The organism is Salinibacterium sp. NSLL17 (assembly GCF_015864935.1).
Lineage (GTDB): Bacteria > Actinomycetota > Actinomycetes > Actinomycetales > Microbacteriaceae > Rhodoglobus.
Genome location: NZ_JADYWH010000001.1, coordinates 190,705 through 214,503 on the forward strand (window position 1 = coordinate 190,705; position 23,799 = coordinate 214,503).

The following is a 23,799-nucleotide window of genomic DNA, read 5'->3' on the forward strand; positions in this document are numbered from 1 at the left end:
CCCTATCTTGGTGCGCTCGGCTTAGAGTCTGCCGAGCCTGAAGCCTGCCGCGGCCCAAAGATGACGAACATAATGGCGACGAGGATCGCCCACGCGGGATACGTCAGCCACACCCATTCGGCTCCGGGGTCACCGGAGTCGGCGAGCGCGTAGATCACACCGGCCGAGCCGCTTCCCACTGCGCCACCGATCGCGTTCGCGAGGCCCTGAACCCCGAAGTAGCTCGCGACGGAACCGTCGGGGGCGAAGCGTGACACGGTGGCATTGAGCACCGGCTGCACCAACATTTGGCCGACGATGAACACGGCGACGCCGACGAGCATCCCGACCAGATTCGTTGACAGCCCCATAAGCCCGACGCCTGCGCCGAGGCACGCGGTAGCGCCGGCGAGAGTGATGCGGTCGGGCAGGAAACGATTGGCGGCACCCGTGAGCGGCAGCATCGTGATCACCATGACCACGGCCGCCCCCGAATAGATGAAGCCGAGGTCAGACGGCCCCGAGGTGAACTCGGCAGCTCGGAACGGGATCACGAGATAGAACTGGGCGATGAGCACCGCGGTACCCGCGACGAGCGCGCAGTAACGCAGGAATGCGGCATCCGCGAAGGCCACTCTCAAGCGCGGAGGCGTGCGGGCCCGCTCTTCGTCGCTCGGGTGCGGCAAACCGAAGGCGCTGATGATGAATGCGATCACGAACATCGCCGCCGCCGACAAACTCACGAAAGCGAAGTCTGCGCCGGCGAGAAAACCGCCGATGATGGGGCCAACAATGAAGCCGACATTGCTGACGACTTCGCGAGTTGAATAGACGCGCACGCGGTCACTGCCGGTAGTAAGCGCCGCGTAGGCCGAGTAGCTGGCGGGGTGAAAGAGGGCACCGCCCAGCCCGGTAAAGATCGATGCCACTACTAGCAGCGGAATCGACTCGGCAGTGCCGAGCATCGCGAAGCCCAGCGCCCGAACCAATACCCCGATCAGGATGGCGCGGCGAAAGTTGATGCGGTCAGCAACCCACCCGGCGATCGGCATCATCCCGTTTTGGGCTGCCGTGCGCAGCGCGGTGAGGGCGGCGACGACCGCAATCGTGAGGGTCAGATCTTGCAGAAAGTGATACGCCAGCAGCGGCACGAGCATGTAAAAACCGACGGCCATCGTGAAGGTGTCGCCATAGAGAACCTTCAGCGCAAACGAGATCGGCGGGCGTTTCGCCACTCCCCTAATCCTGTTCGTCGTTGACGGGAGGCTTCGGGCCCCACGCCCGCACGCCCACGTAGACCGGCAGCGCGATTGCAGCGAAAGGCGCGATCGTCGGAAGCAGAATCGACACCACGAGAGTCACCGCAACCGTGAACGAAACGAAGAGTGCGCGACGTGGATGCTGCAGCATCAACAGAAATCCGTCCCGTATCCAGGTGCGAGCATCCGCTTCCGGGCTGAGGGTCGCGGCAGCGGTCGTGGAGACGAACAACACGCACACGCCGGCAGCCACCGGGATGACGGCGGCGCTCAGCATCAGCGCAATCGAGCCGCCGCCCTGGGCAAGTTGGTACGCCAAGAAGACGCCATCGCCGACCATGATCGCGAGCACCACGGTCGCAATGATGCCGAGGCCGAGCGTTCGACGCCACGTATCGCGAAACTCCCGGAAGGTATTCGTGAAGACCTTGTCGTCGCCGTCGACAATCCAGCGAGCGAACGCTCGCGCCAGAGCGATCGCGGCCGGAAGCACCGTGATGATGCCGAGCGAGAGAACCAGCACCGCAAGCGAACCCAGAAAGATGTTGCCGGGGTAGGTGAGCGCGGTCAGCATGCTGCGCTCCCACCGCGGCGTGCGGCGCTTGGTTCTCTTCGGCTGGCTCATCGTCGCGCGTTCGTGCTTCCTTGGAATCCTTCGCCAATGACAGCGGTGGCGCCCAGTGTGGGAGCGTCGCCATCAAAGCCCAACGATACGGTTTCGGTCACTCCGTCGCGCTCGATCTCCACACGCACTCCCCCAGCTGCGACGTCGTAGCGGATGGTCGCGGGTGCCGTGTCATCCCAATTGCGCGACTCCAGCACGGTCACGAACCGAGCGCTCATTGTTGTTTCGCTCAGGCGCTTGAGGGTGTGCTGCTTCTTACTAATCGCCAAGCTCGGGGTGGATGACGTGGGGTTGGCATGCACGAAGGTTTCGACGATTTCGCTGGTGGGGTTGTCGTCGAGCGCCGCGATCGGCATGACACCGTGTCCGGCATCCGCTCGCCACCGCTTGTCGCTGATGGCGACCGGAGCGTTGTCGGTTTGCAGCAGCCAGGTCCAGGTGCGGGGTTCGTCGGCGGCGAGGTCATCGGCGATCACGAGGTTGCCGCCGGGCGTCATTACCAGGTGGCGGCGCACGCGAGTGACGCCAAGGGCCCGGTCATACATCGCAGAGGACTCGCTGACGGCGTGCGTCCAACCATCCTTGATCGTGGTCGTCAAAATCTCGGCCGTGAACTCCTCGGCCAGCTCTTCGAACACGTGGTAGCGGTCTTCATTCACGAAACCGTTGCCGTCGATGAGGATCGAGTTGTGGTGTTCGGTGAGCTTGCGCGACGAATACCCTTCGTCGATTGCGAGGTACGAGCCGTGCCCGAGGAACACAAAGCTGCCCGAGTCGGGGTGGTGGTGTCCCGCGTTCAGCGTGACCCAGCCGTTCTGCTCGCGCTGACGGTGCGACTGATTCCACGCCTTGTGGCCGCCGCCGGGTGACGCCTTGAACGACACGAGTGCCGCCTGCTCGTCCCACGACGTGCGACCAACAACAAGGCCAAGGTCTTCGAAGTACTTGCTCGGCGGGAGAGTTTCGGGGCCAGCAGCCTCGACGCTGGGGTCGAACCACAGCAGCTCTTGGTAGGCCTCGGGGCGAACGCCCGGACGCACTCCACTCTCGTACGCTTCGCGCCAGTAGAACTCGGTCGACACCTTGTCGGCCAACCACTGCGCCTGCGGAATGCGGTATTCGGCAGCCAGCTTGTAATACAGAGCGACCGGATGCCCGCTGCGGCGGTCGTGGCAGTCACCGTGATCGACGATCCGCTCCAGGTCGGGAGCAGCTTGGTAGAGGCGGTACCAGAACGTTTCCTTCAAGTAGGTGCCGCGGTTGAACCAGTCGAGGTCCTCCTGATCGCGGAGGACGTCAAGGTAGCTGGCGATCCACGGCACTCCGTAGCGCCAGTAGACGACACCCTCATTGTTGGAACCGTCGTCGGGAAGCGAGTCGAGAACCTTGCCGAAGTTGTCTTTCGCACGCTCAGTCCACGCCTTGGCTTCGGGGTACTTCTCTTGCAGGGCGTAGCCAGCGGTGGCGAGGCCGGCGTAGCAAATCCAGTTGTGGTTCTGCCAGTACGACGACGACCACCATCCGCCCTCTTTCTCCACAGCGAACTCGTACATGCGCTGGCCCTGCAACAGCAGTTTGTCTTCGAGCGCCTGCTTCTCTTCGGGGCGCAGCGCATCGCCGGCCCACGAATACGCGAGCGAGAGCCCGTGCAGAATCCAGCCGGCATCAAGGTCGTGGTCGGGCAGATTTGCCTTGCCCCAGTGCGGGAACGACAGCGGCGGTGCGAGCCAACGACGCAGCTCTTCGAGGTATGCCTCCTGACCGGTGAGGCGGTACGCGAGCGCGAGGTTCGCAGAACCCGGCCCGAAATAGGTGATGGATGCCAGCGGGTGTTCCTGCGGAAGTTCCATCCCCTTCGCACGCTCACACTCCTCGAGCAGGCGACGGAACTGCGCGCTCAAGGGGCCATCGAGCGCGCTCCGCAGCTCAGCTTCGCGGCTACCAATCAGCATGGGGGTGGTCACAGTGCTACCTCTATTCGGGAAGTGTCGTGGTCAGCGGCGGCGATCTCAATCACCACAGCGGTATCGGAAATATGGGTCTCAATGGAGTCGATGGTGGCGTCGGGATCGAAGCTGTAGACGCTCACGAAAGTCGCGATCGGGGCCGTCGTCACCCAGTCGCCGATCTCTTGGAGCCGGCTCGGATCGTCGGATGGTCCGCGACCCGCGTGCAGGTCGAGCGTGGTTTCGCCGTCGGCCCAGTGCCAGCCGTTCAAGGCCGGCAGAGTCTGCTCGCCAGTTTTAGCGTGCGCGCCCGCGGGCGAACCAGTCGCTCGCGCACCAGCACCCCAAGTGGAACGCCACGAGTTGCCAACAACTCTGACGCTGAAATCAACGGCAGGGCGAAGACCAAGCGCAATCGTGTGCGGTGCGCCGTCGTCACACGTGACGCGCACAACATCCACGAGCAGTCCGTCGGCGAGCTGCACCGTGCGGCTCAAACGAACGCCCTCGATCGCGGTCGTCGTCACGGCCGTGACGCGAGAGGCCGCAGCATCCCACGCGGTGATCTCGGCGGTTGCTTCAACCTGATCGGCGCCATCAATGCGAACGGTCGGATGCGCGATTGTGCGCGCATAGTACGAATGACGCAACGCGTGCCCATACGGCGGAACCGCCGGGGCCGGCTGCCAGCGAACACCATCGCCATACAGATAGAGCGCAAGTTTGTCGAAGTGACCGTGGGCTCCGCCGTGGGGTCCAGCATCGAGGATGCCGACCATGCGATTGCGTGAATCACGCAACACGACATACCCGGCATCCTCGAATGCTCGCGAACCGACCACCACCGGTGCGCGGTCAAGCGGTGCCCCCACGAACCAGCCATCGAGCATCCACTCGAGACCATCGTGGTCAGCACCAAGTCTTTCGACGACCCACGACTGCACAGTCGCGAGGCCGGTGTCGCTGAAGAGCTGGGCACCCAGAGTGCAGATCTCCAACACTTCGCGGTGCATCGCGACCCGGTCGTAGGGGCCATCGTGCAGCGCGGGCAAAAATCCATCGGGGGCCGCGATCGACACCAACACGTCGATCATGCGGCGCAAAGTATCGGCAACCTCAGTCGGAACCTGCTGTGGGTCGAGCCCGCGCAAACCTAGAAGATAGGCCCGCAAAACGAACACGTGATAGTAGGTGGATGCCTCCCACTCCCAGCCGTCAGAACGCACGGCGAGCTGCAGGTGATCCACGATCGCGGTCTCGAAGTGTGCGGCAACAGGCTCGCCACCCAGCGACTCGCGGGCTAACGCGATGAGCCGAGCGGCGGCATCCAACCACGCGGTGTAGTTGCTGCGCTGGTCGTTGCGGTCTTCGACGAGGATGCGGCGCGACTCGGCCAGCGTGTCAGCGAGCCCCTCAAGAGTGCGATTGAGAGTTTCCGACTCTTGAAGTTCAGGGATTGGTCCGAGCGTGATGATCGCATCCGCGAAGCCAACAGCCCACTGCGCCTCAGAGAGTGCTTGGGCAAAAAGCTTGCCGCGCAGCATCCACGATTCACTGCGTTCGCTCCAGCCGCCGGCCGAAATCTGGTCATACAGCGCCGAGTAGTCGAGCACGAGCTCGACAGCACGCTCACGATCGGCAACGTCACCGTGCAGCGCGTACCGTCGCGCAGCAACCCGGGCGGCCCGAGCAAGGGCTTGATGTTCAAGCGCGAGCCAGGCGGCCTCGACCTTGTCGCCCGTGAGGCGACAGCCGTAGCTGCACAAAAACTCGTTACCCTCACGGGCACCCAACTCGACGCCGTGAGTGGGGCAGACATAGTCATGCCACCACCCGCCCGGCTGCTGCGGAACTGAACTCATCGGAAGTTGAGTCCTCCGTTGATGTCGACAACTTGGCCCGTGACATACGACGAGAGGTCGGATGCCAAGAACAGAGCAACGTCAGCAACGTCACCGGCGGTGCCAGCCCGACCGAGCGGGATGCCCGCCACGATGTTCTTCTGGGCTTCGCCCGGAGTGAAGGTCTCGTGGAAAGCGGTCTCACCGATGAAGCCAGGGGCCACCGCGTTCACGGTGATCTTCTTGCCGGCGATCTCCTTGGCGAGAGCACGCGTGAAACCGACAACGGCAGCCTTCGAGGTTGCGTAGACAACCGATCCAGCACCACCACCGTTTTCGGCAGCGAGAGATGCCATCGTGATGATGCGACCGTGCTCCGACTCGGCGAGCGCGGGGAGGGCCTGGCGAGTCGTGAAGAAGGTGCTCGCAATGTTCACATCCATGACCTCGTTCCAGCGCTCATCCGTGGTCTCGGTGATCGTGGCGCGGCCCACCAAGTGACCGGCGTTGTTGACGAGGATGTCGAGGCCGCCAAGGAACTCGACTGCGGCATCTACGAGCTTTGTCGCCTGCTTCGAATCGGTGAGGTCGGCCTGAACGGCGAGCGAGCGACGACCACCCGCTTCGATCTCTTCCTTGACGGCGGTGGCTCCCGCTTCACTGTTCGCGTAGTGCACCACTACGTCAGCTCCTGCCGCCGCCAGTGCTTTCGCGATGGCCGCGCCGATTCCTGCTCCTGCGCCTGTTACGAGTGCGCGTCGTCCGGTGAGGTCAATGCTCATGTCTAATTACCGTGCCTATCTATTGATTGGGTGTTGATTAGTCGAAGGTTCGTGCGGTGCCGCCAGTCGTTCAGGGTGGCTACCGTGCTATTCCGCTACTTGATGCCAGCGTTGGTGAAGCCTTGAATGAAGTACTTCTGGGCGAAGATGAACAGCACCACCATGGGCACCGTCGCCATCGTTGTTCCAGCCATCAGGTACTGCCATTGCGTGTTGTCGAGCTGCTGGAACACGGCGAGCCCCACCTGAATCACGCGCAGATCGCTGCTGGTCGTCACGAGCAAGGGCCACAGGAAGTTATTCCAGCTCTCTTGGAACGTCAGCAGCCCGACAGTCGCGATCGCTGGCTTGATGAGCGGCGTATAGATCTGCGCGAAGATACGAAACTCGCCAAGCCCATCGATGCGCGCTGCCTCTTCAAGGTCCTTCGGCAGCGACAAATAGAACTGACGGAAGAGGAAGATAGCGGAAGCGCTGAGCCCACCAGGAATGATGAGCGCCCACCAGGTGTCGAGCCAACCGCTACCGCCCTGGCCGAGGATGTCGTTGCCACCGAACAGGGGCATGAACTTCACGAGCAGGAACTGCGGAACGATCTTCGTGTAGGTGGGGATCATCAGCATCGCGATAAAAGCGAGGAAGATCGCCTCCCGCCCCTTGAAGTAAATGCGGGCTAGCGCATACCCCGCCATGGAGCCCAACACGACAGTGATGAGGGTGTGAGTGGTGGCGATCACAAAGCTGTTGCGAAAGTACAGGCCGAACGGCGCAGCATCCAGAGTCGCCGCGTAGTTGCTGAACATCCACTCTTGCGGAAAGAACGTGGGCGGAAACTGTGCCAGCTCGGCCGGCGACTTGAGGCTCGTGAGCACCATCCACAGGAACGGCACGAGCATGGTGATCGAGCCGAGGATGAGCGCCACATTGATGAGCGCCGCTTGACGGCCCTTCGCGTGGTGGAACCACCGCTTGCGCGGAACGACCGTGACCTGCTCGCTGATCGCGAGGGCTTTGATAGTAGGGAGAGTCATCACTAGTCCTCTTCTTTGGTGACGCGACGGCTAATGAGAGTGACAAAGAGGAGGAAGGCAAAGAGCACGACCGACTGAGCGGATGCCATTCCCATCCGGAATTCTTGGAACGCCGAGCGATAGACCTCGTAGGTCATCATCGTCGTGGCGTTCGCGGGGCCACCGTCGGTGAGCACGTAGATCTGGTCGAACACTTGGAAGGCGCCGATGATCGAGATGATGAAGACGAAGAATGTGGCCGGCTTGAGCATCGGAACGGTGATGCTGAAAAACTTGCGAATGGAGGATGCGCCGTCGAGCGATGCTGCCTCGTAGAGCGATTCGTCAATGTTCTGCAGTGCCGCGATGTAGATGAGCATCTTGATTCCGATGCCCTGCCACGCGCCGACCAAGATCACCGAGGGCAGCGCCCACTGCGGGTCGACGAGCCAGGCTTGACCGGGAATGCCGATCGTTTCCAGCATGGCGTTGAGCAGACCGTACTGCGGGTTGAAGATCCACAGCCACACCATCGCGATGGCGACGGTGGCGGTGACCTGAGGAAGGAAGAAGGCAGTGCGGTAAAACTTCTGCAGCTTCAGGCCCTGGTTCAGCAGCACGGCCACCACGACAGCGACGGCCATTGATACGGGCACTGTCCAGAACGTGTACCAAATGGTGTTGCCGATGGACTGCATGAAGACGGCGTCGTTGAACATTTCGACGTAGTTGTCGAACCAGATCCACTTCGGCGCTTCGAAGATGCCGTAGTCAGTGAACGAAAGATAGAAGGTCGCGATAACAGGGATCAGTGTCCACAGTCCTACGTGGATCACCGATGGCGTGATCATCAGCCAGCCAGCACGGCGACGCTTCTTCTCCGCGGTACTGATCCGCTTGCGTTTCTTCGGTGCGGTGGATGGGGAACCCTGCTTCGCTGCCGCTTCCGCGCTGCGAATGGGGTGTCGCTCTGTAGTGGTCATCACGCCCTCGTGTGGTTGAAGTCTGGGGAGGTAGTGCCCGGGCGGGTTGGTCGCCCGGGCACTCAGGGGAGGAACTAGCGGTCTATTGCTGTCTGAACGAGAGCAGCGAGATCGTCAAGTGCTTCCTGGGGAGTTTTCTGTCCGAGCAGAGCGCCCTGAACTGCGGGGGCGAAATCGCCACGCACCTCAAGCCACTGTGACGGGCCACCCTCGCGCTGGGCGACATCCAAGTTCTCCATGGCGAACTGCACGAAACGGTTCGACTGCACGTAGTCAGAGTCGAGCAGTTCGGTCAGAGCCGGCACGTTGCCGCGCTGTTCGTTGGCCGCGAGTGCTGCGTCAGGGCTCGAGAGGAACTCGAGGAGTGCGCGAGCTGCCTGCGGGTTCTTCGAGTTGTTGGCAACAGTCGCCAAGGTTCCGCCGAAGAACATGCCGGATGCTTCGCCCTGAATCACAAAGGGCTCAAGGTTGTCGAGCACGGTTTCATCCGCTTCGAGCGCTTGCGTCCACAGGTTGTTGTGAGCGATGCCCATTGCGGCCCGACCATTGATGAGCGGGTTCACGATGTCATCCGTCGACGTGAAGCCGATGTCTTCAACTTCGTACTTGTTCACGAGGTCAGCCATGAGGCCAAGAGCCGCAACACCTTCATCACTGTTGAAGGCGGGTGCCGTTGCGTCGTCATTGAAGAGTTCGCCGCCGGCCGAGAAGAGAATCGTTTCGAAGGCTTGGCGGGCATCCAGCGACATCATGTCGAAGCCTGCACGCTCAAGCGAACCGTTGGATGAGCGCACGGTGGTCGCTTCGGCGATCTCGATGAGCTCTTCCCATGAGGAGGGCGGGCTGTCGTAACCAGCTTCTTTGAGGATGTCCATGCGAGCGACTCCGAAGCGAGTGTCGAGCATGATCGGTACGGCGTAGACATTGCCATCCCACATACCGGCTTCGACGATCTCGTCGGTGTAACTCTCCTTGAGGGTGTCTTCGCTCAAGCCGAGTTCGCCGAGGTCGGCAAGTACTCCCTTGTCGGCGAAGGCTTCGATCCAGCCGACGCCCATGAGCATCACGTCGGGCACGAGGCCCGAGACGACAGCCGTCGTGAGCTTCTCGTTGAGGTTGCCATAGGTCGTGTAGTCCACGTTGACCGTGACATTGGGGTACTCCTCGTAGAACTGCGGAAGCAGCTCGTCTTCGAGAAGGTCTTGCCCGGGGCTTCCTTCAAAGATGGGGGTGAGCAGGCTGATCTCGCCCGAAACCTCGTCGGGGTTGAGATCAGCGTCTGCTTCTCCTGTTGAACAGGCGGCGAGACCGAGACCCAACAGGGCCACCATCGCGACCGATGCTGTGCGGCGCATTCGTGACTTCACTTCCATGTGCATGTCCTCTCAAGCTGAGATTGAGCGACGGCTCCAGTGCCTTCGTTCCGCGACGTCGTCGTCGGCTCATTCGATTCCTGGCCGATTTCCTAGGGGGGTGGGTGAAATCGGTGTAACGATGCACTGACCATAGACGAGTCTGTCTCGTTACGTCAATAGGTTTTATTTGAATAGGTTCTACGCCGGCGCGAGTGGTTCAGAGGCCGTTTGCCGAAAACTAATAAATCGTTACACTGAAACAGCGATCATCAGGATCGCCATCAACCAAAGGAGGTCACGTGGCTCGAGTAACCATCCAGCATGTGGCGCAGGCCGCTGGCGTTTCCCCCAGCACCGTCTCCAACTTCCTCAACGACCGTCAGGGTCGAATGGTCGCTGCGACACGAACACGCATTGAGACGGCGATCTCAGAACTCGGCTACCGGCCCAACCGTGCGGCCCGCCAGTTGCGCAATGGCAAAACTCAAACCGTTGGCCTCGTCGTGCCGTCTGTCGGCAACCCATTCTGGGGAGCATTCGCTCACGAGGTTGAGGTCGCAGCGCTGGCTTTGGGATGCAGCGTTCTGCTCTGCAACAGCGAGCGCGATCCCGAACGCGAGCGCCGCTATGTCGAAGAGTTGTGGGAAGACGGCGTGCGCAGCATCATCCTCTGCACCTCATTGCCGTCGCTCGATCACGTCAGCAATGTGATCGCCGAGGGCCTCCGCCTTGTCACTTTTGATCGGCCAGCTCAACCGAATGATCCCGAATCGGTGGTGAGCATCAGCATCGACAACAACGTGGGCGGCCAGGTCGCGACCGCTCACCTTCTGGAATTGGGTCACACCAGCATCGCTTTTGTGTCTGGTTCGATTCGCTCGGTCAACCGTTCAGCGCGCTACCGCGGGTATTGCGATGCCATCGAAGCTGCTGGACTCTCGGTCGCTGACATGCCGCAATGGACAGGGATGGATGCCGCACACTTCGGCGACGTCGAAGCTGCCGAAGTGGGGCGGGCTGCCGCACGCGACCTCTTCGCTGACCCGAAGAATGCCCCCACTGCGGTGGTAGCGATCAATGACATGACGGCACTGGGATTCTGCCGCGGCCTGCGCGATTTGGGGCTCAAGGTCGGGCGCGATGTTTCCGTGATCGGCTTTGACGACATCATCCTCGCTGACCTTTATGACCCGCCACTGACGAGCGTTCGCCAACCCATCACGCGGATGGCGCAGCTTGCCGTTTCGGAGGCTGTCGAGCGCGGCTCGAACGAGTCGACCGACCCGGGCAGCTCGGTTCTCTTGCGCCCAGAGCTTGTGGTGCGAGAGTCTACGGAGCATGTCCCCTCAACCCCACGCCCGTAAGCGCCCCGCTCTTCTCCGCCACTGGAATGCGACCGCGATCACTTTCGCGGTGCTCTCCATCATCGGTCTGGTCGGCACGTGGATCTTCAACGCGCTGGCAATCGTGCAGATGCGTGACTACCTCGGCGACTGGTTCGGCAGCGGCCCGGCCGTCAACTCGCTCGGCGTTGACCTTCTCATCGTGGCCGTTGCGGGCAGCATCCTGATCATCATCGAAGCGCGCCGACTCGGGATGAAGCAGGCCTGGCTCTACATCGTGCTCTCGGGCATCACGGCCTTCGCGTTCACCTTCCCGCTGTTCCTCGCGATGCGCGAGCGCAAGCTCGTGGAGCTCGGGCGCCGCTAGTCAGGAAAACAGAAAAGGGGAGCAGCCGCGACGCGGCCACTCCCCCACTCGCGAAACTACGCTCGACGGATGAGCTTGCGGTTCACGAATTCGGCCATGCCGTATTCGCCAAGCTCTCGGCCCATTCCTGATGACTTCACTCCACCGAAGGGGAGGTCGGCCTGGGTTTGCGACGGGGCGTTGATTGCGACCATGCCGACTTCGAGCTGCTCGGCAACAACCTGAGCTCGCACGTCGTCAGTAGTGAAGATCACACTTCCGAGTCCATACGGCGAATCGTTGGCGAGGCGGATAGCGGCATCCTGATCCGCAACCCGGTACACGGCAGCGACCGGTCCGAATATTTCTTCGCTGTAGGCGCGGGTGCCTGGTTGAATATCCGCGATGACGGTCGGCTGCACATAGGCACCGGGGCGATCGATGCGACCACCGCCAGTGAGGAGCGTTGCGCCGTTAGCGACCGCATCCTCTACCTGACCAACAACCTGAGCAGCAGCGGCCTCGGATGACAGGGGGCCGAAGGCGACGCCTCCCTCTCTAGGCTCACCCACCTTCAGCGCCTGAACCTGAGCCACGAAACCCTCAACGAAACGGTCGTAGATCGCATCGAGCACAATGATGCGCTTCGAGGCGTTGCAGGCTTGACCGGCGTTGCCCATCCGGCCTGCAACCGCACCGGCGATAGCTGCATCGAGGTCAGCATCGTCAAGAACAATGAACGGGTCCGATCCGCCGAGCTCAAGAACGAGCTTCTTCATCTCGCGGCCCGCGATCGCGCCGACGGCACGCCCAGCACGCTCAGAACCGGTCAACGAGACACCCTGAATAACGGGGCTCCCGATGATCGTCTCGACCTGCTCGTTGGTGGCGAAAACGTTGACGTACACGCCTTCCGGCAATCCGGCATCCGCAAAGATCTCGGCAATAGCTTCGGCCGATTCTGGGCAGCTCGGGGCGTGCTTGAGCAGCATCGTATTGCCCAATGCGAGGTTCGGCGCCGCAAAACGGGCGACCTGGTAGTACGGGTAGTTCCACGGCATGATGCCCAGAAGGGCGCCAATGGGTTCGCTGCGAACATAAGCCGAACCGGATGCCACATCGATGGGCTTGTCAGCCGCGAACGCCTCCGCGTTGTCGGCGTAAAAAGCATAAATGCTCACGCACAGGTCAACTTCGCCAAGAGCTTCCGCGGTGGTCTTGCCCATCTCGCGGATGATTATCTCAGCAAGCCGTTCGCGATCGGAAGCGTAGCGATCAGCAACCTTCCGCAGCATTGCCGCACGCTCCGCGATAGGAACGAGACGCCACTGGCGATAGGCCTCGCCTGCTGAAGCGACAGCCGTTGCTACCTGTGCGTCGGTCGCGGTCTCGTAGCGTTTGACAACGAGACCGGTAGCGGGGTCTGTGACCGCGTAGTCGATCATGAAAGTTCCTTGTCAACTGAATCGGATGCCACCGGCGCGAGCTCTCCCGCCACCAGACGGCGAGTCACCTCAGCGATAACAGCGAGACCGGCCACGAGGTCTTCGTCGGTGGTGTACTCGCCTTCAGCGTGAGAGATTCCGTCGACCGAGGGAACGAAGAGCATGACGGTGGGAACAATATCTTTCATGTTGGTCGAGTCATGACCGGCAACGGTCATGATGTCCATGTGCGAAAGGCCCAGTGCTTCCGCCGAGGAGCGACTGACGTCGACGCCCTCAGACTGGTAAGGATTGATGCCCCACGAGTGCGACAAATCGATGTCGACCGAGACTTTGGCATCCGCTTCAATCTCGGCAATGGTGCTGGCGAGAATCTCGTCGGCTTCCTTCAGAACTGCTTCGTCGCCTGACCGCAGGTCGAGCAGAAGGGCGACCCGTGAGGCTACGACAACAGGCGAGTTGGGGTAGACATCCAGTTGACCGACAGCAGTGTGGAGGCTGCCGGGGAAACGGTCGGCGAGACGACGAGCAGCGACTACGAGCAGCGAAGCGCCGAAGAGGGCATCGTGACGATCCTCCATTACAGTCGCGCCGGAATGAGCTTGCTCACCGTTGATCACAATGCGGTACTTGCTGGCAGCCCAGGTGGCCGTGACCAGGCCGATCGTGACCTTGGCATTTTCCAAGAGACGGCCCTGCTCGATGTGGATCTCTGCACAACCAACGGCCTGAGGACCATCACCCGTGCCCACGAAGCCAGTGTCAGCCAACGCCTCCTCAACCGTGACGCCGAGGTGGTCGGTGACGGCGAGCGCCGTCTCCAACGCCATCTTGCCGGTATATACCGAGCTGCCCATCATCGATGGCGCGAAGCGTGAACCCTCTTCGTTGAACCAGTTGACGACTGCGAGGTTGTAGGCAGGAGTAACCGAACCCTGCTCCCACGCTTCCTTAAGGCGGAAGGCCGAGTGCGCAGCAGCGAGAACACCGTACGCGCCGTCGTACTTGCCGGCGGTCGGCTGCGAGTCCATGTGAGAACCGACGATGACGTAGGGAGCACCGGGCACCAGTTCGAGAAGACCGAACTGGTTCGCGATGCGGTCGTACTCCACAGTGAATCCGTGAGATTCGAGCAACCCAGCGAACCAACGTCGCTGTTCGATATCGGCAGCGCTGGCGGCCTGACGGTCAACGCCACCGGATCCGGTGGCTCCGAACAGGCTCATGGTGGCAAAGTCGGCCAAGAATGCGGCGTCGGTGGTGATGTCGTTAGCGTCCACGGGGACGGGTCCCTTCTTCGTTTGTGGCAAGAGCGCTCAAGGCGAATGCCCTCTTTGTGCTTTCCTGCTGCTCCGCTGAAGTCGGCGAGCGATCTCGGGAGAACTGTTCACCCCGCCAAGATCCCTCTGACCATTTGCACACCTCGATAACGAGACGTGTGCGGTCAGGGTTTGCTGACGATAGAACCGGTGAATCAATGATTCCAACGATGTTGAGTTCCAGCAATCACGGATACGCGTATCATTGAGCAGACATTGTGTGCATCTGCACAGACTGAAATCTGTTCGAAATGTGATTGAAATTGACCGAGCTCTCTGTGCCCACAATCCTCTCCCGCGCCACCAGGGCGTGCCTGAGTGAAGTCGACACCCTCGTTGAACGATGGACAGTTCAGCTCGGCACGATCGAGGTGTACACAGAGGGCCTCGTCGACTTGGATCGTGTAATCGCCGATTGCCGGATGATCTTCATCCGCCTTCTCACAGACATCGGCGGGCATGAGATCCCATCCGAAGCCCGTGACGTCTCAGAGCGCGTCGGCCACACTCGGGCGCTGCAAGGAATTCCCCTCGTGGATGTGATGTCGGCGATCCGTCTCGACTACCGCGTGATGTGGGAGGCAATCTCGACACACACCACCGATGTCGAAATGCGTGAAGTGTTCGACAGCGTCCCGCGAATTTGGGATGCGATTGAGCGGCACAGCCAAGAACTCACCAGTGCTTACACCGCCACACAATTTGGCATGGCTCAAGTGCGTCAGGATGAGCGACGCCTGTGGTTTACTCGCCTCCTCGAAACTGACGGTAAGAACCACGTACTCAATACTCGGGCGTGTGCGGTGTTGTCGTTCGCGCCGGAAAGCGATTTCACGATCTTCACGCACGCCGACAGAGTAGATGAGTCGCTCGATCGCCTGAACGATACTTTGCACCGGGCCGGGATCGTCGCCCACCAGCACGAAACCGAGTCCGGACCGGTGCTCATAGCGCAGATGCCACGTGAGGGCTCCATGCCGCTGAACGCGATCACGCACGAACATAAAGTTCTGATGCTCGACGGTATCCCCGGAATCTCGTCAGTTCCGGCCGCAATTCGGGTCACCCAGGCGGTGGCGCTAGTTTTGCCGCCCAGCGATACTCGCCTAGTAAATGTCACCGACTTTTGGCATGTCTCTGTCTTTCAGAATCCGTTCGATACTGGGCGGATAATTCACCAACGCCATGTCGACGCACTCCTAAAACTGCCCGCTTCTGAGCGTGCCGTGCTCGAGCGCACCGCAGACGAATTTCTGACAAGCGGTTCTATCGCCTTGGCTTCGCGGGCGCTCTTTTGCCACCGCAACACCATTACCAACCGACTCGACAGCCTCGAACGAGTCACCGGCTTGGATCTGCGGCTTCCGGCAGAAGCGTCGCTCTACATCTTGGCGCGCAATGCTAGCCGTGCCGAAGCAACCTCACACAACGGCTCCAGCGCGGATGCCGCTCGAGCCCGCCCAACCGCGTTACGCTAGCGCCGCGCTGATTCCCGCAGTTCTGTTACGGAGGAAACAGCCGAGAACAGGCCACTGGCGTCATGGCTCACTAGCCCGCCGACGATGGTTGCAACGACCTCAATCTGACCAATCTGGTCGGGCCGAACATCCACGGGGCTATCTCCCAGCACCACGAGGTCGGCAAGCATTCCGCGCGCCAGCGTGCCCTTGCGAGATGCCCAACCTGTGGCTGCTGCAGAACCGACGGTGTACGCCCGCAGTGCTTCGTAGGCCGTGATTCGCTCCCCCTCGCCATAGCTCGCTCCCGACTGGGTCAGCCGCTCAACGAAGGACTGCATCACTGCGAGGGGTGCACCAGGGGCAACCGGGCGGTCCGAGCTTCCGGGAAGCACGACGCCGGCGTCGAGGAAGGAACGGGCGCGATAGCTCCATTGCGCCCGCTCGGCGCCTAGGCGTTCGATCATCCCGTCCCCGAATAGTCGGATGAAGTGTGGCTGCGGCACAACGCTCGCGCCCGATTCAGCCAGTCGCTGCATCTGATCGGGTCGGATGACGCCACCGTGTTCGATTCGGTTCGGCATTCCGTGACTCGACGTATCTTTGCGCGCGCTTTCCAGAATGTCGAGTGCAAAATCCAAGGCCCCATCGCCGATGGCGTGCAATGCGAGCGCCCATCCCGTGCGGTGAGCCGCCAACGCGCGCTCCCGCAATGAGTCCGGGTCTCCCTGTAGGTAACCGTGGTTGTGGGCGGCGCCTTCGTAGTGCTCGGTCATCAGCGCTGTGGAAGCAAGAAGCGAGCCATCAGTGAAGATCTTGGTGGGGCCGATCTGTAACCACTCGTCGCCAGCTCCCGAACGGATGCCCGCAGAGAGTCCCACTCCGGCGGAGTCTTCGCTGTGCCCGGGGAGCTCCTCAAGCGCGTCCAAGCTGATCATCACTTGCATGCGAGAGCGCAGCGTTCCCGCATCTTTAGCATTCTGATAGCCGGCGAATTCGCGGGGACTGTGCCCGATCCAGCCACCGGCGATACCGGCATCCGTCACGCTTGTGAGGCCCTCGCGAGCGTACTGAGTGGTGGCTTTCGCCAGAGCGTCCTCAATCACCGTCAATGGATACGGCAACACGAGGGCCTGAACGAGACTCATTGCGGTCTCTTCAAGCAGCCCGGTGGGGCGGCCAGCGTTGTCGACGACGACGCGTCCTCCGCTGGGCACCGGTGGTGCTGAGTTCTCAGCACCGACGAGTTTCAGCGCCACACCATTGAGCACGCAAGCGTGACCCGAGCTGTGTTTGATCCACACCGGCCGGCCGTTGGAAACCCGGTCGAGGGCATCCCGGTCAGGGTACTGGCCGCCGGTCGCGTGGTGGTTGAGGCCGCTTGCGATGATCCAGCCGTCGCTTTCCGAGCGTGCGGCGGCTGCGGCAATCACATCGTAAATATCGTTCAGAGCAGTCGCGCCACTCACATCGGCTTCGATGAGCGTGAGCCCGAACCAGACACTGTGTGCGTGAGCATCGTTGAAGCCGGGCACCACGGTCGCACCGTGCGCGTTGATGCGGTTGCACGCTGTGATTCCGGTCAACTCGTCGTCGACTCCGACAATCACACCGTGATTGATTCCGATGCTGTGGGCGCGCGGGCGCGCCTCGTCCATCGTGACAATCTTCGCGTTTTCGATAATGGTGTCGATGAGCACAGGGCCACCTTCAGATAAGGAATCGAAGTCGACGTCAATGGATGCCGGAACTTCCCGACATTGGTGGCCCTAGTTAACCGGTGCAGAAAGTCACTATCAATGGGATTTTGCGATCAGAATACGCAATAGGCTGTGCAGATCACCAAAGCACGGGGCTTGGCCCTGATCGGGGTTTGCGATGAAGGCACGAGACACTAAACCGACACGGGTCGAAAGCGCAGTGGATGAGGAGTGGTCGAGTCTCGTCGATCGCTTGTTTGCTCACATTGAGGAAATCGTCGCCGACTTCCTCAAGCTTTTCGCCGAAGCTGACTACTACGAACCGCGGATGGTTGATAAAAGCGACCTCACGCGAACCGCGCATGACACGCTCACCATGCTGCTTCACAAGCTGGGTGATAAGCCACTCCCCCAGGAATTGAAATCCCTCTCTCACGAGTTTGGAGCACGGCGAGCGCGTCAGGGCGTTCCCGAAGATGTGCTCCTCGAGGCAATCCGTCTCGACTTTCGGGTGCTCTGGTACTCCCTTCAACGGCATGCCGGCCCAGACTCGGACGCTCTGCTTGTGCGCAACGTCGAACGCGTGCTGACCACCGTTGAGGACTACGTGAGCGAAGTGCAGCAGTCTTTCTTAGCGGAACAAGCACGCCTGAGCCGCGACTCTCGCCTACTCACCGCGCGCCACGTGTCGCGCCTGTTCACCAGCGACCTCACCCGCCCCGAGTTGGTCGCGGAGATCGCGGATGGGCTTGGCGTCTCCGCCGCTGCGCAGTTCGAGATTGTGCTGGTCGTGGGCGAAGGCGTAGCGGAACTTCAACTGCAACTCGCGAGAGGAACAATCTCGTCGAGTTGGTTTGGGTATGACCGTGGCGATGGATTTTGCATGTTTCGCGAGCAGGGCACCCCCACTGCAAGCACGTCCGTCGCGGAAGAACTCGCCAACCTCCCCGGCGGCTACATCGACGAAGTGATCGGCCTTGCGAACGTCCCCGCGGCTGCAGATGCCGCCGCCCTCTTCGCCCGTCAAGCCTCGCGATCGTCCCACCCTCGCATGCTGGGAACCAACGAAGCCTGGCTAGCCGTGGCCCGAGATTTGTTGGCGTCCGCAATCCCTGACTTTGGACGGGATGTTCGCGAAGCTCTCGCCGAGTGCACCCAGTACGAACGGGATCACCTCGTGCACGCGGTACTGGCGTACTCCGAGACTGGATCGATCAAGCTAACATCGGAACGTCTCTTCTGTCACCGCAACACCGTTGTTAACCGGCTCAGCACGTTTCGCCAGGTCACGGGTCTCGACATCACGGTTCCCCGGGATGCCGCAATTGCGTTAGTTGTACTGCACTCACCGTGACTCATATTTCCAGCATGTTTCGCGAGTGATTCCTAGCGATTCATTTCTTCGGAATTTTGGGCAATTGCACACTGAATCATGAATAGTCGCACAAATGCGACATTGCCTATGACTCTTTGCTACATCTAGCGTTGCTTCAACGAACCGGAACGCACGGTTTTGGCAGTCGGAACCATGGCCATCAGACACGACAAATGTTCGTTGTTCATGAACCCCACCTCTGCCCACGTTTTCTTTCAGCAGTCAGGAACGCACATGAAATCTCTCCTCTTCGATGGCGTCGGCACCGAGCCCTATCTCGCAGAAGTTGCTGTCGCCGATCCACGTGCCGGTGAAGTGCTCGTTCGCATGACAACCGCCGGCGTCTGCCACTCCGACCTTCACGTCATCAACGGTGACTGGCCATTCGACCACCGCGTCGCTCTTGGGCACGAAGGTGCCGGAATCGTCGAAGCTATTGGAGATGGCGTCAGCGACCTCACGGTCGGCGAGCAAGTGGTGCTCTCCTGGTTCGCCCCTTGCAACACCTGCGCCTCGTGCATCGCCGGTCAATCTTGGCTGTGCCAAGCCTCAGGAGCTGCAACCAACGGATTGCCCGATGGCACCACGCCTCTCACCGCGGCCGACGGCAACGAAGTCCGTCCGTACCTCGGAGTCGGAACGTTCTCCGACTACGCAGTCGTGCCCCGCTCGGCCGTCGTGCCCATCCCGGCTGAAGTGCCGGCAGCAGTGGCAGCACTCATCGGATGCTCGGTCACGACCGGAGTAGGCGCTGTCATGAACACCGCCGACGTTCGCGCAGGGCAATCTGCCGTCGTCGTCGGATGCGGTGGTGTTGGCCAGACCATCATCATGGGCCTGAAGCTTGTGGGCGCCAGCACCATCATCGCGATCGACCTCTCCCCCGACCGCTTGGAGACCGCAGCAGAATTCGGCGCGACGCACACGCTCCGCGGCGACGACCCAGAACTTGCCGAGAAGATCGTGGCCATCAGCAACGGCGGCGTGGATTACGCGTTCGACGCGATTGGCCTCGCCGCGACATCCGCTCGCCTTCCTGACTACCTGAAGCCGGGTGGGGCAGCCGTTCTCGTGGGAATGCCTGCGCGCGATGTGGAAGTTGGCTTCAAGACCTGGCACCTCGTTGCAACCGGAAAACGTATCCTCGGCTGCAACTACGGCTCATCACGACCTCAGGTCGACTTTCCTCGAATCGCTCGCCTGTATTTAGGCGGCCAACTTCCCCTCGACAAGCTGATCGGCGACACCATCCCCGTAGCCGAAGCAGCCCGTGCAATTGACGATCTGCGTGCCTCCACTGGCCGCCGCATGGTCGTTGATCATTCCCTGTGAGCCACTAACTCCGCAGCTTTTCTCGCACGGCCCGCTTTATCTGCGCCCGCCCTCAGTGGGCGCAGTCCTTCCGCAGCATCACTTCCCATAAAGGACACAGCAATGTCTATAACCTCATCACGTTTCCGCCGCCGAGCTCTGAGCACGGTCGCAGCAGCATCCGTTCTCGCTCTTAGCCTCGGAGCCTGCAGCAGCGCTGCAGACGACTCGTCAAGCACGCCCGCAACCAACGGTGCGATCGCCATGGGCTTCGCCGGCATGGACATAACCATCTGGAACGACCAGCTGAAGATCATGCAGCCGATCATCGAAGACGCCGGGTATGAATTCCTGACGAGCGACCCACAGTGGGATGTCCAAACTCAAGTTTCTGACTGGGACGCATGGATCCAGCGCGGCGACGTTAAAGCAATCATGGGTTTCCCCGTGCAGAGTGACGCCATGGTTCCTGTAACCGAGCGCGCTCAGGCTGCCGGTATCCCCGTTCTCGGCTACGCCGTCAAGTGGGATGGTGTGGAGTACGGCACGATCATCGACGCGTATGAAGACGGTCGCCTCCTCGGCACCGCTGCTGGCGAGTGGATCAACGAGAACATGGCTGACGAAGCTGAAGTAACGGTTGCTCTCATCGCCGACAAGACTTCGGACCTCGGAAAGGGTCGCACCGAGGGAATCGCAGATGCGCTCCTCGAGACCGCCTCCAACGCCGTAATTGACGAGCTCCCCGGCATCTCGCGCGCCGAAGGTAACGACAACGCCAAGAGCCAGCTCATCGCTGACCCCGACACCAAGATCTGGTTGGGCACAAGCAACGACAACACGGCCGGCGTTTACCAAGCCCTGCTCGACTCCGGCGTAGCAGCGGATGACGACAGCTACCTCGTCGGCTCGCTTGACGCCACCAACGAGACGCTCGACATCGTGAAGGATGCCAACAGCATGTGGCGTTTCGCCTTCATCCTGCCCGCTCAGCTGCTCGCAGAGAGCAACGCCTCGCTTCTGCTCAAGGCCGCGGCCGGCGAAGAACTCGAAGACACCGTGCTGACCTCGATTCAGGTCACTCCCGAGAACGCAGAATCTTTCTACGTTCAGTAAGCACGCAGCACTTGTCCCGCCGTCGACTCCATTGGGTGTCGGCGGCGGGACTTCTAAAAGAGAGCAAGTCATGACATCCACCACTGAGAGCGTTCGACTCCGCTTCGACAAGATCACGATGCGCTACGGCTCAACTCTCGCGGTTGATGGCATCGATCTCTCCATCAAAGCGGGTGAAATCGTCGGCCTGCTCGGCCACAACGGCGCAGGCAAGTCCACCCTGCTGAATGTGGCAACAGGGGCCGCCACAGCGACATCAGGTGCTCTCTGGCTCGACGGCGAAAAAATCCCTGCCGGATCTACACCAGGCGAGATTGCTCACAGCGGGATTACAGTCATCCACCAGGAGCCAGCACTTGCTTCTAACCTCTCGATCATCGACAACCTGTTCCTTGCTCGATCGAATGTGCCGGGCCGCGCAGAACGGTTACGCCGCGGCCGCGAAGCACTTGACTCAGTCGGCGCGGAAGGACTCGCGCTTGACGTCCCCGTTGGTGCGCTGACTCTAGGCGAACGCCAACTCGTCGATCTGGCTAGAGGCTACCTCGCCGGTGAGATGAAAGTTCTCATGCTCGACGAACCGACGGCAGCCCTCGGCGCCGCCGAAACGGAAGCGCTGCACGACCTCATTCGCCGCCTCGCTAGTCAGGGAACCGCGGTCATTTACGTTTCGCACCGTCTTCCCGACATCCTCGAAGTATGCGAACGCATTGTCGTTTTGCGTGGCGGAGAACTCGTCATGGATCACTCCGCCAGCGGCATGAGCCTCGCTGCACTTTCAGCAGCCCTTGCCCCCGAAGTCGACTTCGATTCCGAATGGCATCCCGAGGTCGGCGAAGAACGTCTCGTGGTCAATGACGACGATCGCCCATTAGTTTTCCGCGACGGCGAAATCGTGGGGCTCTTCGGCATGGCCGCCGGGGAACAGTTCGACCTCCTTGCCGAACTCTTCGGCCTCGGTAAGGCTGTCGACGCAACACTCTCCGGGCTACGATATCGAGCCCTGTCTCCCCAACATGCGATCAAAAGTGGTGTGCACCTTGTTCCCGCCGATCGTGAGGTCGACGGACTAGTCGTCGGCATGAGTGCAATCGACAACACGTTTCTTCCTTGGCGCGGCCGCCTAGGGCGCGCAGCAATGACGAAGCAGTACGCCACCATCCGGGACACCCTCAATGTCGTCGGCCCCGATGGCGACGCTCCCATTGCGAGCTTCAGCGGCGGAAACCGTCAGAAGCACCTCCTCGCCCGATGGATGTTCCCCGTTGCCCCCAAGGTGCTCCTGCTCGCTCAACCAACGCAGGGGGTCGACATCGGCGCAAAGCACGACATCAAGCTCGCCCTCCGGGCACTCGCCGCAACGGGAGTGAGCATCATCATCGCGTCAGCCGAAACCGACGAAATCGCTTCACTGTGCGACCGCAGCTACGTGCTGGCCCACGGCCGCCACCAGGAACTCCACCGCACTGGAGGCTACGAAGAGCGCCTCCTCAACACCCTTCTTGATCTCACTTCAGCCGAAAGAAGCCCCGCATGAACCGCATCAAAATCGCTCTCGCTCAGAACGGGACATTCATCGCTCTCCTCGTGATGATCATCTTCTTTGCGTCGATGAATCCGCGATTCCTCAGCCTTGCAAATGGCCAGACCATTCTTTTGCAGATCGCTGAGCTGGGAATCATCGCTCTGCCTCTGGCATTCCTCGTCATGTCGGGAACTCTCGACCTGTCCGTAGGTTCCGTCGCTAGCTTGAGCGCTGTCGTATCGGCCATGGTGATGCTCGAAACCAACTCTGCGCTGTGGGGCTTTGCGGCCGCAATTGTGGTCGGAGTGATCACCGGGGCGCTGAACGGACTTCTCGTTGCGTACCTCAAGCTCAATCCCCTCGTCATCACACTCGGGTTCCTCAGTGTGTGGGGCGGCTTAGCGTTGTTCCTCACGCAGGGTTCGACCCTGGTGGGATTCCCCGATTCCTTCAAAGCGCTCGGAACGATGACAATCGGGCCCGTGCCTCTTCAAATCATCATCCTTGCCGTCGGCGTTTTCTTGGCGTGGTACGTCCTGAATAGAAACTCGCTGGGCCGCAATGTGCTCGCAATCGGTGGTAACCCGCGGGCCGCTCACCTCATGGGCATCCGGGTTCCCCGCACGATCTTCTCGCTCTTCGTCGCTACCGGAGTTGCTGCCGCCATTTCAGGAACTCTGCTCGCCGCCAAACTACAGTCCGCCCCTCCTACGGTAGGCAACGGTATGGAGATTCAGGCCCTCACGGTAGTGCTGCTTGGTGGTGTCGCCCTTGAGGGAGGCATGGGCCGCATTACGGGCGTCGTGTCCGGTCTGCTCTTTGTGGGAGTGCTCCGCAACGGCCTCGTCATCATGGGCGTCTCGCAGTTCCTGCAGACCATCCTTATCGGTGCCACTCTGGTGGTCGCTGTGCTGCTCGACGGCTCAGTCCAGCGCCTGCTCAAGAAATCGTGGACGACGCTCGACGTCAAGAAGTCACCGAAGTCCGATACGGCGAAGACCGAGGTCACAGCCTGAGCGCTTCAACCGCGCGATAGCACCTGCCGTTGCAGCAGACACAGAGTGGAAGGTGGGAGAATTAGA

The 23,799-nt window shown here is 61.1% G+C and carries 19 protein-coding genes; 8 read left to right on the forward strand and 11 right to left on the reverse strand.

What is annotated here, in order from left to right; all coding sequences use genetic code 11:
- Window positions 1-2: 2 nt before the first annotated feature.
- The 8 genes from I6E51_RS00950 to I6E51_RS00985 all read right to left on the reverse strand — a co-directional run bounded on the left by I6E51_RS00950 (window position 3) and on the right by I6E51_RS00985 (window position 9,798).
- The gene (locus tag I6E51_RS00950) at window positions 3-1,214 is read right to left on the reverse strand and encodes an MFS transporter (RefSeq protein WP_197109149.1); all 1,212 of its coding nucleotides are present in this window, start codon (window positions 1,212-1,214) and stop codon (window positions 3-5) included.
- A 4-nt stretch (window positions 1,215-1,218) separates the two neighbouring features.
- On the reverse strand, window positions 1,219-1,863 hold the full coding sequence (locus tag I6E51_RS00955) for a DUF624 domain-containing protein (RefSeq protein ID WP_197218706.1): 645 nt from the start codon (window positions 1,861-1,863) through the stop codon (window positions 1,219-1,221).
- The gene (locus I6E51_RS00960) at window positions 1,860-3,827 is read right to left on the reverse strand and encodes a DUF4962 domain-containing protein (RefSeq protein ID WP_307783747.1); all 1,968 of its coding nucleotides are present in this window, start codon (window positions 3,825-3,827) and stop codon (window positions 1,860-1,862) included. The genes I6E51_RS00955 and I6E51_RS00960 overlap by 4 nt, the downstream gene beginning before the upstream one ends.
- Entirely contained in the window at window positions 3,824-5,671 is a 1,848-nt protein-coding gene (locus tag I6E51_RS00965; RefSeq protein ID WP_197109151.1) for a heparinase II/III family protein, read from the reverse strand. Before I6E51_RS00965 ends, I6E51_RS00960 begins: the two co-directional genes overlap by 4 nt.
- On the reverse strand, window positions 5,668-6,432 hold the full coding sequence (locus I6E51_RS00970) for an SDR family NAD(P)-dependent oxidoreductase (RefSeq protein WP_197109152.1): 765 nt from the start codon (window positions 6,430-6,432) through the stop codon (window positions 5,668-5,670). Before I6E51_RS00970 ends, I6E51_RS00965 begins: the two co-directional genes overlap by 4 nt.
- A gap of 95 nt (window positions 6,433-6,527) precedes the next feature.
- Window positions 6,528-7,463, reverse strand: a complete 936-nt coding sequence (locus I6E51_RS00975) for a carbohydrate ABC transporter permease (protein ID WP_231599614.1) — start codon at window positions 7,461-7,463, stop codon at window positions 6,528-6,530.
- Window positions 7,464-7,465: 2 nt separating this feature from the next.
- Window positions 7,466-8,425: a carbohydrate ABC transporter permease gene (locus I6E51_RS00980; RefSeq protein ID WP_197106915.1), complete on the reverse strand. Its 960-nt coding sequence runs from the start codon at window positions 8,423-8,425 to the stop codon at window positions 7,466-7,468.
- Window positions 8,426-8,499: 74 nt separating this feature from the next.
- Window positions 8,500-9,798, reverse strand: a complete 1,299-nt coding sequence (locus tag I6E51_RS00985) for an ABC transporter substrate-binding protein (RefSeq protein ID WP_197109153.1) — start codon at window positions 9,796-9,798, stop codon at window positions 8,500-8,502.
- Between the two features lie 281 nt (window positions 9,799-10,079).
- Here I6E51_RS00985 and I6E51_RS00990 point away from each other — a divergent pair, with 281 nt between their 5' ends.
- Entirely contained in the window at window positions 10,080-11,144 is a 1,065-nt protein-coding gene (locus I6E51_RS00990) for a LacI family DNA-binding transcriptional regulator (RefSeq protein WP_197106913.1), read from the forward strand.
- A complete protein-coding gene (locus tag I6E51_RS00995) occupies window positions 11,119-11,490 on the forward strand; it encodes a DUF2834 domain-containing protein (protein WP_197109154.1) in 372 nt (123 codons plus the stop codon). Before I6E51_RS00990 ends, I6E51_RS00995 begins: the two co-directional genes overlap by 26 nt.
- 56 nt (window positions 11,491-11,546) lie before the next feature.
- Here the strand turns inward: I6E51_RS00995 and I6E51_RS01000 are convergent, their stop codons facing one another.
- Together I6E51_RS01000 and I6E51_RS01005 are read right to left on the reverse strand one after the other, a co-directional pair.
- Window positions 11,547-12,914 carry an NAD-dependent succinate-semialdehyde dehydrogenase gene (locus I6E51_RS01000; protein ID WP_197106912.1) on the reverse strand — a complete coding sequence of 456 codons (1,368 nt, stop codon included), beginning with the start codon at window positions 12,912-12,914 and terminating at the stop codon, window positions 11,547-11,549.
- The gene (locus I6E51_RS01005; RefSeq protein WP_307783750.1) at window positions 12,911-14,194 is read right to left on the reverse strand and encodes a M20 family metallo-hydrolase; all 1,284 of its coding nucleotides are present in this window, start codon (window positions 14,192-14,194) and stop codon (window positions 12,911-12,913) included. The genes I6E51_RS01000 and I6E51_RS01005 overlap by 4 nt, the downstream gene beginning before the upstream one ends.
- A 302-nt stretch (window positions 14,195-14,496) precedes the next feature.
- On the opposite strand from I6E51_RS01005, the gene I6E51_RS01010 reads away from it, so the two are divergent.
- Window positions 14,497-15,711, forward strand: a complete 1,215-nt coding sequence (locus I6E51_RS01010) for a helix-turn-helix domain-containing protein (protein WP_197106911.1) — start codon at window positions 14,497-14,499, stop codon at window positions 15,709-15,711.
- Here I6E51_RS01010 and I6E51_RS01015 read toward each other — a convergent pair.
- Complete coding sequence (locus I6E51_RS01015; protein WP_197106910.1) at window positions 15,708-17,390, reverse strand: amidohydrolase; 1,683 nt, start codon at window positions 17,388-17,390, stop codon at window positions 15,708-15,710. The genes I6E51_RS01010 and I6E51_RS01015 overlap by 4 nt on opposite strands.
- A 178-nt stretch (window positions 17,391-17,568) precedes the next feature.
- On the opposite strand from I6E51_RS01015, the gene I6E51_RS01020 reads away from it, so the two are divergent.
- The 5 genes from I6E51_RS01020 (at window position 17,569) to I6E51_RS01040 (ending at window position 23,733) form a co-directional block, all read left to right on the forward strand.
- Window positions 17,569-18,744, forward strand: coding sequence for a helix-turn-helix domain-containing protein (locus tag I6E51_RS01020; RefSeq protein ID WP_197109155.1), 1,176 nt, complete (start codon window positions 17,569-17,571; stop codon window positions 18,742-18,744).
- Window positions 18,745-18,999: 255 nt separating this feature from the next.
- The gene (locus I6E51_RS01025) at window positions 19,000-20,097 is read left to right on the forward strand and encodes an alcohol dehydrogenase catalytic domain-containing protein (RefSeq protein WP_197109156.1); all 1,098 of its coding nucleotides are present in this window, start codon (window positions 19,000-19,002) and stop codon (window positions 20,095-20,097) included.
- A gap of 102 nt (window positions 20,098-20,199) precedes the next feature.
- A complete protein-coding gene (locus tag I6E51_RS01030) occupies window positions 20,200-21,192 on the forward strand; it encodes a sugar ABC transporter substrate-binding protein (RefSeq protein ID WP_197106907.1) in 993 nt (330 codons plus the stop codon).
- A 70-nt stretch (window positions 21,193-21,262) separates the two neighbouring features.
- Window positions 21,263-22,729, forward strand: coding sequence for an ATP-binding cassette domain-containing protein (locus I6E51_RS01035; protein WP_197109157.1), 1,467 nt, complete (start codon window positions 21,263-21,265; stop codon window positions 22,727-22,729).
- Complete coding sequence (locus I6E51_RS01040; protein WP_197106905.1) at window positions 22,726-23,733, forward strand: ABC transporter permease; 1,008 nt, start codon at window positions 22,726-22,728, stop codon at window positions 23,731-23,733. Before I6E51_RS01035 ends, I6E51_RS01040 begins: the two co-directional genes overlap by 4 nt.
- Window positions 23,734-23,799: the final 66 nt, after the last annotated feature.